The organism is Candidatus Poribacteria bacterium, from assembly GCA_026706025.1.
In the GTDB taxonomy this organism is placed as follows: Bacteria; Poribacteria; WGA-4E; order WGA-4E; family WGA-3G; genus WGA-3G.
This window is the reverse complement of record JAPOZO010000040.1, coordinates 32,707-42,689: the sequence shown is the minus strand read 5'-3', so window position 1 is coordinate 42,689 and position 9,983 is coordinate 32,707. Positions and strand designations below refer to the sequence as shown.

Genomic DNA, 9,983 nt, shown 5'->3' with positions numbered 1-9,983 from the left:
TCTAGCTCGGACCTTATCATCGATTTCCTCCTATGGGATTAAACTGAATATTAGAACACATAGGAACTAAGGGCACGGCTTTGTAAAATCCCACATTGCCACTTAATTCTATGTTAGCGTCATATTATTGGACATCCCCTGATTTCCACGATTTTTTAGTCATGGATTTCTCCTCTGCTTGCTGCCCTTGTTGCAAGCAGGTATCCGCTTAACAGAAATCCGATTTTTCCGTTGTCAAAATCGGAGCAGAAACCCACTAATTAAAAATATGTGCCTATCGGGAGTAAAGTTCAATGATGAGTTGCGTTTCAAGGTCCACGGCGATCTGTTCTACCACGGGAGCTCCCTGAACACGTCCTTCTGCTTTATCGGGGTCAATTTCGAGCCATTCAGGTGCCCCGCGTTGTTGCGAATACTCAAGTGCTTCCTGAATGATAGCGAGGTTTCGGCTCCGTTCACGTGGTGTGATAACATCACCGATCTGCACGATATAGGAAGGAATGTTAACACGCTTGCCGTTGACGGTGAAATGATTATGTTTCACGAGTTGACGTGCCTGATTTCGAGAAGTCGCGAACCCGAGTCGGTAAACGACATTGTCTAATCGGCGTTCAAGGAAACTAATCAAATTCTCACCAGCAATACCTGACTGACGGGCGGCTTTGAAATAATAATTCCGAAATTGTTTTTCAAAAACCCCATAGGTCCGTTTGACTTTCTGTTTCGCGCGTAGCTGTCGCCGGAAGTTGTCTCGACCTCGGCGAGGCGGTGTTTGTCCGTGTTCTCCAGGTGGGTAGCTCCGGCGTTCAAAAGCACATTTGGGGCCGTTGCAACGTCGCCCTTTGAGAAAGAGTTTTTCGCCTTCCCGTCGGCATAATTTACAGACTGCGTCTAAATATCTGCTCATTCGTTTTCCTCAATACCTCAAACCCGTCGTCTCTTAGGGGGACGACATCCATTGTGTGGGATCGGAGTCACGTCTTTCATCAAGCTAATTTCGAGTCCAGCTGCGGCGAGTGCCCGTATAGAAGACTCTCTGCCGGATCCGGGCCCTTTGACTCTAACCTCCACGCGTTTCATGCCGTGATCCATTGCCCGGCGTGCGCATGCTTCTGCTGTCTGTTGTGCAGCAAAAGGCGTTGACTTCCGTGAACCTGTGAAAGTCATCCCAGCGTTTGCCCAAGCAACGGTGTTTCCGTTTAAGTCTGTGATGGTAATAATTGTATTATTGAAGGTAGCTTGGATATGTGCTATCCCTTCGGGTACATTTTTGCGTTCTCTTCTTCTTCCACGCAAAACGGTTCTCCTTTCGGTTAATAGTTGTCAGTTGTCAGTTGTCAGTTACAAGAGGTTTTCGATAGTTCCAAAGTCTCTTAACCTTGACCAACAACTTAGAAGAAACACCCAAGCAAAAACACTACAGATACTTTTCCTAAGGCGCGAGTTGTTGGTCAAAACTGAAAGATTTTTTCGGAGAAAAATCGTACTGAAAACTGTTACCTTCCTCTAACTGATGGCTTTTAACATTAGCCGCCCTTGCGTGCTGCCTCTTTGGCTTTTCTGCCGACAGAGATAGTTCGCGCTTTTCCCTTACGGGTACGAGCATTTGTATTTGTGCGCTGCCCGCGGACAGGCAATTGCCGACGATGCCGTAAGCCTCGATAGCTGTTGATGTCCATCAGGCGTTTAATATTCTGATCGATTTCGCGTCGCAAGTCACCCTCGATTTTATAGTCTTGAATTTTGTCTCGGAGTTGACTAATCTCATTTTCAGCGAGCGTGTCAACTTTTTTACCCGGGTCAATCTCAAGGTCGGTAACAATTCGCGATGCGGTATAGCGACCAATGCCGTAAATAGCTGTTAGTGCGATGTCTATCCGTTTTTCTCGGGGTAAATCAACCCCAGCAATCCTTGCCATGTATATCCTCCTTTTTTAATAGTTATCGGTTGCCTCGCAGTGAGAGTTATCAGTTAAGAGGTTTGGGAAACAATAACGTTCTTTGGTAACTGTTATAACCGGTTTGGGTAAGGATCGTTACCAGAAAACTTGGAACCCTCCGAAGTTAACTGATGATTGACAACTATAAAAGGGTTAGCCCTGTCGCTGTTTGTGCTTCGGATTTGAAGGACAAATCACTCGGACAACGCCTTTTCGCTTAATAATTTTACACTGGTTACACATTTTTTTAACAGAAGGTCTGACTTTCATAATATCCCTTTCAGACGAAAGCACTTAACGCCGCCTGCCTTTAAGTTTCCGATCTTTTAGGAATCCTTCGTAGTGTCGGACGGTCAAATAGGATTCAATTTGTGACATTGTATCTAATACGACACCGACCACAATCAAAATAGAGGCACCGTCGACCATACTACCGATTTGGAGATAACCTGTAATCATAATCGGAATCACAGCGATAGCGGCGAGAAAGACTGCGCCCGGTAGCGTGATCCGTGTGAGCGTCGTATTGATATAATCAGCAGTCTGTTTTCCGGCACGGATACCGGGGATGAAACCGCCATATTTCTGTAAATCCTCTGCCATTTGGATCGGGTTGATTTGCACGGCTGTGTAAAAATAGGTGAAGCCGATGATTAACAACGCATAAAAGGTAAGCCACAAAGGTGTTCCTGTATCAATCAGTGCTTGCGCGCCTGTCACCCATCCCCAGTCTCGTGGGAGAAAACCAAGGGCCGTTGGCGGGAACTGAATAAGTGTAATGGCAAAGATGATAGGAATCATGCCAGCGGCGTTAACTCTCAGCGGCAGATGCGTTGATTGCCCGCCAATCACCCTACGTCCGCGAATCTGTCTACCGTATTGGACGGGTATCTTACGGACGGAAAGCGTGATGAAAACGGTTCCCATTACGGCTATAACAATGAGTCCGACGAGGAGCACGAGTTGTAGAATTCCGAATTCTGGTCTTGTCACTAAATTGTTTAAAACAGTAGTAACGCCACCAGGTAAACCAGCAATGATCCCCACCGTAATGATTAGGGAGATACCTTGCCCAATACCGCGCTCGGTGATTTGCTCACCAAGCCACATAACGAAGGAGGTACCTGCTGTGAGCGTCAAGACTACAAGGAAATGCCACCATAAGTTAGGATCTCTAACGATCTCACCGGCTTGTCCGGTAATGTTCTCTGGATTCCGCAAAACGATACTGATTGTTATACCTTGAATGATACTGAGTATAACAGTCCCGTATCGGGTGTACTGCGTCATTTTCTTTCTGCCATCGGGTTCTTTGGAGAGTTTTTCCAAAGAGGGCACGATGACCCCGAGCAGCTGCATAATGATTGAGGCACTAATATAGGGTTGTATACCGAGTGCGAAGATCGTCATTTGACTAAATGCGCCCCCGGAAAACAGATCGATGAACCCAATGACATTGCCCCCACGCTCCATGAGTTGTTGAAAAAATGCCTCAAGTGCTACGTCATCAATACCGGGAAGCGTAATGTGCGCGCCAAGGCGGTAAACAATCAAGAGCAGCCCTGTAAAAATGATACGTTTCCGCAGTTCAGGGATTTTAAAAGCGTTTTGGAATGCCTTAATCACTTATTTTTTTCCTCCTCGCCTGCACACTTTCAAGCAGCGTTGTCGGGATTAGCGTGCAGTCCGAGCACTTCGGCTGTACCGCCTTTGGATTCAATTTTTTCGATCGCTGATTTTGAGAAACGGTGCGCTTGGATTGTCAACTGTTTTTCGAGTTCGCCATCGCCAAGTATTTTTATCAGTGCGTTCTTTCGTTTAACTAGGCCTGCTTCGCGAAGGGATTTCGGACTGACGACCGCTGCATCGTCAAAAAGGTTGAGCGTTTCAACATTGATAATATCATACTCAAATCGTTTGTGTGCGGTTCGTTGTGGTCCTCGCTTGGGTAAGCGTCGCACGAGGGGCATCTGCCCACCTTCAAACCATGCTGGAATTGAGCCACCGGATCGAGACTTTTGTCCCTTGTGGCCGCGTCCACAGGTTTTCCCCCAACCTGAAGCGTTCCCTCTGCCCACACGTTTTCTGGAGCGTTTTGAGCCAGGGGCGGGTTTAAGTTCATTCAATTTCATCAGGATTACTCCATTCCTTAACCGTAGATTGTCAGCGCGGCTTAGAACCAAGCATTTGATATACGCTGACAAAACATTCAGAAGTGCGTCAGTCTTTATTACCTTTTATCGTTTCTTGAGTAACTCTTCAACGGATAGGTCTCGTAGCCGTGCAACTTCGTTGACATCTTTGAGGTTCTTCAGCCCAAGCATTGTAGCTTCAGCAATATTTTTCACGTTCCGAGAGGAGAGGCATTTGGTCAGTGCGTCTCGAACCCCTGCAAATTCGAGAATAGCACGCGTTGCGTGCCCTGCAATAATGCCAGTTCCGGGACTTGCCGGTTTCAACAAAACTTTGGCGGATTTGAATTCGCAGGTAATTTCATGCGGGAGCGTGCCGTTGGTGATGGGTACCCGAATTAGGTTTTTACGAGCATCGGCGAAACTTTTGCGGAGCGCGCCAGCCACTTCGCTGGCGCTGCCAAATCCGATACCGACAATACCATCACGATTGCCAACCACTGTGAGGGAGTTAAAACTCGGCGTGCGTCGTCCCTTACCGACTCGCATCACGCGGTTAATTGTAATCATGCGTTCCTCAAATTCAAAATCATCAGGGTTAATTCTATCTTTCAGCAAAAAAATCTCCTATCCGGCAGAAATCCTGTTGACCGTGTATGTAGGGGCACAGGAACCGGTATGCGGGCATTTAGAACTTAAGTCCCTCTTCCCTTGCAGCTTCAGCAAGGGCTTTTATGCGACCATGGTAGAGATGCCCGCCCCGATCGAAGACGACTCCCTGAATTTCCCGCTGCTTGGCTTTTTGGGCGATAAGTGCCCCAACACGTTCCGCTGCCGCTATGTTTCCACCGTTTGAAAGCGTCTCTTTCAGTTCTGGGGACAAAGTAGAGGCTTCGACGACCGTCACACCAAGTTCATCGTTGATGAGTTGCGCATAGATATGTTTTAAACTTCTGAAAACGGCGAGCCGAGGTCTGCTACCGGTTCCGGTAATCTTTTGACGGACCCGTTTCCGGCGGCGTAGATGGCTCATCCGTTTCTTTCTTATGAGTGTCAAGGTGTCTCCTTATTACCATAGGCGCGCCGTCTATTTCATAGGAAGTTCAAATTGTGTCCTATTGCGCGCGAAATATTATAGCATTAGGCGACAGCAGCAGCTTTACCTTCTTTATCACGGACGCGCTCGCCATCGTAGCGGATACCTTTACAAGGTTTATAAGTATCGGGTTTCCGAATTTGACGAATAGTCGCTGCTACCTGTCCAACGAGTTGTTTATCAATACCGCTGATAATAACAGGTGTGTGTGCTTGCCCATCTATTGTCTCAGAGGCTTCAACACTAAGTGTGATTCCCTCAGGCGGTGTGTAAGTGACGGAGTGTGAATACCCGACATCAAGAACCAAATTGTTCTCACGGTTGACTTCCGCCCGGTAGCCGGTGCCCACGACTCGCAATTTTTTCTCAAACCCCTCTGAAACGCCAGTAACCATGTTGGCGATGAGGCTGCGCGCCAATCCGTGCAAGGCTTTGTGCTGTTTGATCTCACTGATTCTTTGGACGGTTAGGACGTTTTCCTCAAGCGTCACATCGATTCCGTCTGGAAGTTGCCAATTCAGGCTTCCTTTGGGTCCCTCGACGTGTACATCGCTTTTATTTAAGGCGACTTCTACTTTGTCGGGTAATGGAATCGGTTGTAGTCCAATACGTGACATTCTTTTTCTCCCAGTTCGTTGCGAGCCATCTGCAAAATCTTACCAGACGTAACACAAAACTTCGCCGCCGATCTTCTCCCTGCGGCATTGTGGTGTGGTTTTTAACCCATTAGATGTTGATAGAATAGCAACACCAAGTCCGCCGTAAACACGTGGTAGGCTATCAGCTTTGGCGTAAATCCGTCTACCGGGTTTGCTGATGCGTCTAAGGTTTGTGATGACCTTCTCTTTTTTAGTGTTTCCGTATTTCAAATAGATTCTTAAAATCCCCTGATTTCCGTCTTCAAGCAAGCGATAGTTTCGGACAAAACCTTCTTCTGCCAAGATGCGTGCGATTTCCGCTTTGACCTTTGAAGAGGGTATTTCAACGCGTTCATGTCCTGCCATATTGGCATTGCGGATACGTGTTAACATATCAGCAATCGGATCGGTCATCGACATGAAAGATTCTCCTTATTTCGTTTTCGTTTTTGAAGAGTCGATGTGCCTGTCATACTTTTGTTTACGGACAGACAGGTTTCAATTTTCTACCAGCTCGCCTTTCGGACACCGGGGATTTTACCGGCACGGGCGAAGAGACGAAAACAGATACGACACAATTCAAACTTGCGCAGATACCCACGCGACCGTCCGCAACTTTTGCAGCGGTTGTATTTCCGGGTTTGGAACCGCGGGGTTCGTTTCTGTTTGGCAATCCATGCTTTACTTGCCAAGCTAGATGCTCCTTTTCTTGTTTATCCGTGACGTGTGCTTTCAGTAAGTCCGGATGTTGAAAGTTAGCTGCGTCTGAAGATGCGAGGTAATTTGTGTAGTTATTTGACGGCGAAACCGTCCGCTACCGAATCCGTCTATTTTTGGAACGGCATTCCCAGCAGCCTTAGTAACTCTCGGCCTTCTTCGTCTGTCGGGGCGGTCGTAACGATTGTTACGTTCAGCCCGCGGATATCGTTGACGTTATCATAATTAATTTCCGGGAATATTAACTGTTCGGTGAGGCCGAGGGAGTAATTACCACGACCATCGAACGCGTCCGGCGATACACCCCGAAAGTCCCGAATTTGCGGGAGAACGATGTTTACCAGTCGGTTATAAAACTCATACATCCGCTGCTGTCTTAGTGTAACTTTACATCCAATTGCCATACCTTCTCTGACCTTAAAAGCAGAGACGGATTTTTTGGCATGCGTAATGATTGCGCGTTGTCCTGCAATAAGTGTGAGTTCTTCGACAGCATCCTCAAGTGCTTTCGGGTTCTGAAGTGCTTCGCCGACCCCGATATTGAGTGTAATCTTGTCCAGTTTCGGAATCTCCATCACATTTCCATAGTTAAAATGGCTCTGTAATGCGGACATGATTTCCGTTTGATAAAATTCTTTGAATGGGCTCATGAGCCTTGTATCCTATAAATCACTTATAGAGTGAAGTTTGTCTTGGCAACGCTTCTCGTCTACGGTATCGAGGCTTTGTTTTTCGTTAAGCATCAATCTTTTTGAGATTAGAAACGTGAATGGTGCCTTCGCGTTCAACAATACCGCCTTGTCCCATTTGGTTTGGTCGGAGGTGGCGTTTAACGATATGAACGCCTTCAACGATTGCGCGCTGTTTCTTTGGGAAGACCTCCAAAACCACACCTTCCTTGCCCCGGTCTTGTCCGCTGAGGACGATGACCGTGTCATTTTTCTTAATATGCAGTTTTTGTCGTGTCACTGTTGTCCTCCTAAATAACCTCAGGGGCGAGCGAGATAATTCGGGTGAACCCCTTTTCTCTGAGTTCTCGCGCAACGGGCCCGAAAATTCGGGTGCCGCGTGGAAGTTGGTTCCCTTCTCGATCCGGTGGATCGACGAGAACAGCAGCATTCTGGTCAAATTTAATATAGGAGCCGTCTACGCGTCGATATTCTTTAGTCGTACGGACGACAACTGCGCGAACGACTTCACCGGTTTTAACTTGTGTATTAGGTGTTGCTTCTTTGATGCTTGCTACAATCACGTCGCCTACGCGGGCATAGCGTCGACGCGTGCCGCCTAATACACTAATGCACATTAATTTCCTTGCGCCAGTATTATCAGCACAGGTTAATCGAGAGTATGATTGAACCATTTTTGTATCCTCCTCTACCGTTTTCAAAACGGTGTGTTTTGGAAACGTCAGAGTGTGGATGAGAAACCTTTCTTTTGCAGTGCCATGTATACACCGTTTGCTGCGTCTTTCGCCTCGTATAGAGACAAGCCGTAAAGGTTCCGGTGATAGCACTTCTTAATCGTTTGCGGGCTGTACTGTGCTTACTACTGCTTGGACCCGCCACCGTTTCTGACGACTCAGGGGACGGGTCTCAACAACCTGCACCACGTCACCGACGTTACAACTATTCTGTTCATCATGAGCGAGAATTTTCTTCGTTTTCCGGACAACTTTCTTGTAAAGCGGGTGTTGATAGCGACGCACAATTGACACTGAGACAGTTTTATCCATACTGTTGCTCGTAACAAGACCTGTCCGAAATTTACGATGCCTTCTTCTTTCCTCGTTCAACTTTATCCTCCAAACCAGCCAAAACCTGTTAACGTATGTACTGTGGAATACACAGTCCGTGCCTTGAAATTGGTGAACCGTCGTGTCTGTGTTCTGTTTACTGTGAACGCCCGTGCAAGAGAGTTTTCACACGTGCGATGTCCTTGCGGATCTTACCGATACGTGTTGTGTCTTCTTGTTGTCCTAAGATACTTCTAAATCTCTGGTTAAACAGGCTCTCCTTTAGCGTTTTCAGTTCACTTTCCAACTCTTCGGTTGTTTTTGCTCGTAGTTCATCCGCTTTCATATTTCCGTGCCTCCTTAGGTGTTGTCAAAAGCATGATACTGCGTTGGGGCGCATATTTTTTTCAACGCCGGAGTCGTAGACAAAATTACGCATTCCGTGCAACGAACTTAGTTTTGATTGGCAATTTGTGGGCGGCTCGTTTCATCGCCCCTTTTGCATCTTCAACCGAAACGCCGCTTAATTCAAAAAGGACTCTGCCGGGTTTGACCACAGCGACCCAGTATTCGGGTGGGCCTTTTTTGCCCTTACCCATGCGGGTTTCAGCGGGTTGTTTACTGAGTGGTTTGTGCGGGAAAATCTTGATCCAAAGTTTTCCACCGCGGCGTACATACCGCGTGATAGCGATACGCGCAGATTCAATCTGGTTATTTGTAATCCAGCCAGCTTCCATTGCTTGCAAACCATATTCACCGAAGTTGATTTGTGAGCCACGGAGCGGTTTGCCACGGCGTTTCCCGCGATGCACATAGCGGCGCATCACGCGTTTCGGCATTAACACCTTAGATGCCTCCTTAAAATAAATCTATTGGTACAGTTATGAATCGCCCTTGGAACCCTGATTGCCTTGACGGGGTCTGCGTCGATTTCTGCCTCTGTCTTGTCTTCCGGATTGTCGAGATCGTCCGTCTTGAGAGCCGGAACGTCTGTCGCCCCGTCGACGTTCAGAACGTTGCGAACCAGTATCTTCGCGTCGTCCAGGTTGACGGCGCTCAGATGTTTCGCCCTTTAATTTATCGGGAACCCCGATAATTTCGCCCTTGAAAATCCAAGTTTTAACTCCGATTTTACCGTAGGTTGTATTTGCCTCAGTAAACCCGTAGTCGACATCAGCTCGGAGGGTATGAAGCGGCACGCGTCCCTCAATGCTGGATTCAGCGCGGGCGATTTCCTTACCGTCTAATCTACCGCTCACCATAATTTTAACGCCTAAGGCCCCTGCTTGCATTGAACTGGAGATACTCCGGCGCATTGCGTGTTTAAAACCGGCACGGCGTTCTATTTGCGTTGCAACAGCTTCAGATACAAGTTGGGCATCCATTTCAGCGACTCTAATTTCCGAGACATTAATCCGGACGGGGCAGCCGACCTCTTTCTCGATTAATGCTTGTAACTTTTCAGCTTCAGCACCGCGGCGGCCAATGACAATACCTGGACGTGCTGTATGGATGTTGATGCTGCAACGGTCAGCGACGCGTTCTACTTCGACGCGCGAAATCCCGGCACGTGCTAGTTGCTCCTTGACGAACTTCTGAATCTTAAAATCTTCATGGAGCCATTTGGCGTAATCCCGTTCGCTATACCACTTTGAATCCCACGTCTCGATGATTCCTAAGCGTAATCCACGCGGGTGAGTTTTTTGTCCCACGCAAACCTCCTAT

At 47.5% G+C, this 9,983-nt stretch carries 17 protein-coding genes and 1 pseudogene; all 18 read right to left on the bottom strand.

The features are described from left to right. Nucleotides 1-274 precede the first annotated feature (274 nt). On the bottom strand, nucleotides 275-907 hold the full coding sequence (gene rpsD / locus OXH00_09030; protein ID MCY3741148.1) for a 30S ribosomal protein S4: 633 nt from the start codon (nucleotides 905-907) through the stop codon (nucleotides 275-277). A 17-nt stretch (nucleotides 908-924) separates the two neighbouring features. Continuing rightward, nucleotides 925-1,296, bottom strand: a complete 372-nt coding sequence (rpsK, locus tag OXH00_09025) for a 30S ribosomal protein S11 (protein MCY3741147.1) — start codon at nucleotides 1,294-1,296, stop codon at nucleotides 925-927. Nucleotides 1,297-1,526: 230 nt separating this feature from the next. Beyond that, complete coding sequence (rpsM, locus tag OXH00_09020) at nucleotides 1,527-1,919, bottom strand: 30S ribosomal protein S13 (GenBank protein ID MCY3741146.1); 393 nt, start codon at nucleotides 1,917-1,919, stop codon at nucleotides 1,527-1,529. A gap of 174 nt (nucleotides 1,920-2,093) precedes the next feature. Further along, nucleotides 2,094-2,210, bottom strand: coding sequence for a 50S ribosomal protein L36 (rpmJ, locus tag OXH00_09015; protein MCY3741145.1), 117 nt, complete (start codon nucleotides 2,208-2,210; stop codon nucleotides 2,094-2,096). A gap of 24 nt (nucleotides 2,211-2,234) precedes the next feature. Then, a complete protein-coding gene (gene secY, locus OXH00_09010) occupies nucleotides 2,235-3,566 on the bottom strand; it encodes a preprotein translocase subunit SecY (GenBank protein ID MCY3741144.1) in 1,332 nt (443 codons plus the stop codon). A gap of 29 nt (nucleotides 3,567-3,595) precedes the next feature. Next, nucleotides 3,596-4,072, bottom strand: coding sequence for a 50S ribosomal protein L15 (gene rplO / locus OXH00_09005; protein ID MCY3741143.1), 477 nt, complete (start codon nucleotides 4,070-4,072; stop codon nucleotides 3,596-3,598). 105 nt (nucleotides 4,073-4,177) lie between these two features. Beyond that, a complete protein-coding gene (gene rpsE / locus OXH00_09000) occupies nucleotides 4,178-4,687 on the bottom strand; it encodes a 30S ribosomal protein S5 (GenBank protein MCY3741142.1) in 510 nt (169 codons plus the stop codon). Nucleotides 4,688-4,760: 73 nt separating this feature from the next. Continuing rightward, nucleotides 4,761-5,105 carry a 50S ribosomal protein L18 gene (gene rplR / locus OXH00_08995; protein ID MCY3741141.1) on the bottom strand — a complete coding sequence of 115 codons (345 nt, stop codon included), beginning with the start codon at nucleotides 5,103-5,105 and terminating at the stop codon, nucleotides 4,761-4,763. A gap of 107 nt (nucleotides 5,106-5,212) precedes the next feature. Then, complete coding sequence (rplF, locus tag OXH00_08990; GenBank protein ID MCY3741140.1) at nucleotides 5,213-5,785, bottom strand: 50S ribosomal protein L6; 573 nt, start codon at nucleotides 5,783-5,785, stop codon at nucleotides 5,213-5,215. Between the two features lie 39 nt (nucleotides 5,786-5,824). Next, nucleotides 5,825-6,226 (bottom strand): 30S ribosomal protein S8, encoded by a 402-nt coding sequence (gene rpsH / locus OXH00_08985; GenBank protein MCY3741139.1) that lies wholly within the window; start codon nucleotides 6,224-6,226, stop codon nucleotides 5,825-5,827. An 86-nt stretch (nucleotides 6,227-6,312) separates the two neighbouring features. Continuing rightward, the gene (locus OXH00_08980) at nucleotides 6,313-6,498 is read right to left on the bottom strand and encodes a type Z 30S ribosomal protein S14 (GenBank protein MCY3741138.1); all 186 of its coding nucleotides are present in this window, start codon (nucleotides 6,496-6,498) and stop codon (nucleotides 6,313-6,315) included. Nucleotides 6,499-6,633: 135 nt separating this feature from the next. Continuing rightward, entirely contained in the window at nucleotides 6,634-7,173 is a 540-nt protein-coding gene (gene rplE, locus OXH00_08975; GenBank protein ID MCY3741137.1) for a 50S ribosomal protein L5, read from the bottom strand. A 91-nt stretch (nucleotides 7,174-7,264) separates the two neighbouring features. Next, nucleotides 7,265-7,477 (bottom strand): annotated as a pseudogene (locus OXH00_08970) (50S ribosomal protein L24). A 25-nt stretch (nucleotides 7,478-7,502) separates the two neighbouring features. Further along, complete coding sequence (gene rplN, locus OXH00_08965; GenBank protein MCY3741136.1) at nucleotides 7,503-7,886, bottom strand: 50S ribosomal protein L14; 384 nt, start codon at nucleotides 7,884-7,886, stop codon at nucleotides 7,503-7,505. Nucleotides 7,887-8,042: 156 nt separating this feature from the next. Beyond that, complete coding sequence (gene rpsQ, locus OXH00_08960; GenBank protein ID MCY3741135.1) at nucleotides 8,043-8,318, bottom strand: 30S ribosomal protein S17; 276 nt, start codon at nucleotides 8,316-8,318, stop codon at nucleotides 8,043-8,045. A 97-nt stretch (nucleotides 8,319-8,415) separates the two neighbouring features. Beyond that, complete coding sequence (gene rpmC / locus OXH00_08955) at nucleotides 8,416-8,604, bottom strand: 50S ribosomal protein L29 (protein ID MCY3741134.1); 189 nt, start codon at nucleotides 8,602-8,604, stop codon at nucleotides 8,416-8,418. An 85-nt stretch (nucleotides 8,605-8,689) separates the two neighbouring features. Further along, the gene (rplP, locus tag OXH00_08950) at nucleotides 8,690-9,103 is read right to left on the bottom strand and encodes a 50S ribosomal protein L16 (protein ID MCY3741133.1); all 414 of its coding nucleotides are present in this window, start codon (nucleotides 9,101-9,103) and stop codon (nucleotides 8,690-8,692) included. A 36-nt stretch (nucleotides 9,104-9,139) separates the two neighbouring features. Further along, on the bottom strand, nucleotides 9,140-9,970 hold the full coding sequence (gene rpsC, locus OXH00_08945) for a 30S ribosomal protein S3 (GenBank protein ID MCY3741132.1): 831 nt from the start codon (nucleotides 9,968-9,970) through the stop codon (nucleotides 9,140-9,142). Nucleotides 9,971-9,983 lie beyond the last annotated feature (13 nt).

Excerpts from the sequence above, each read along its gene's own strand:
- rpsD (MCY3741148.1), bottom strand. The coding sequence starts at position 907 with ATGAGCAGATATTTAGACGCAGTCTGTAAATTATGCCGACGGGAAGGC.
- rpsM (MCY3741146.1), bottom strand. The coding sequence starts at position 1,919 with ATGGCAAGGATTGCTGGGGTTGATTTACCCCGAGAAAAACGGATAGAC.
- rpmJ (MCY3741145.1), bottom strand. The coding sequence starts at position 2,210 with ATGAAAGTCAGACCTTCTGTTAAAAAAATGTGTAACCAGTGTAAAATT.
- rplO (MCY3741143.1), bottom strand. The coding sequence starts at position 4,072 with ATGAAATTGAATGAACTTAAACCCGCCCCTGGCTCAAAACGCTCCAGA.
- rplR (MCY3741141.1), bottom strand. The coding sequence starts at position 5,105 with ATGAGCCATCTACGCCGCCGGAAACGGGTCCGTCAAAAGATTACCGGA.
- rplF (MCY3741140.1), bottom strand. The coding sequence starts at position 5,785 with ATGTCACGTATTGGACTACAACCGATTCCATTACCCGACAAAGTAGAA.
- rpsH (MCY3741139.1), bottom strand. The coding sequence starts at position 6,226 with ATGTCGATGACCGATCCGATTGCTGATATGTTAACACGTATCCGCAAT.
- rplE (MCY3741137.1), bottom strand. The coding sequence starts at position 7,173 with ATGAGCCCATTCAAAGAATTTTATCAAACGGAAATCATGTCCGCATTA.
- rplN (MCY3741136.1), bottom strand. The coding sequence starts at position 7,886 with ATGGTTCAATCATACTCTCGATTAACCTGTGCTGATAATACTGGCGCA.
- rpmC (MCY3741134.1), bottom strand. The coding sequence starts at position 8,604 with ATGAAAGCGGATGAACTACGAGCAAAAACAACCGAAGAGTTGGAAAGT.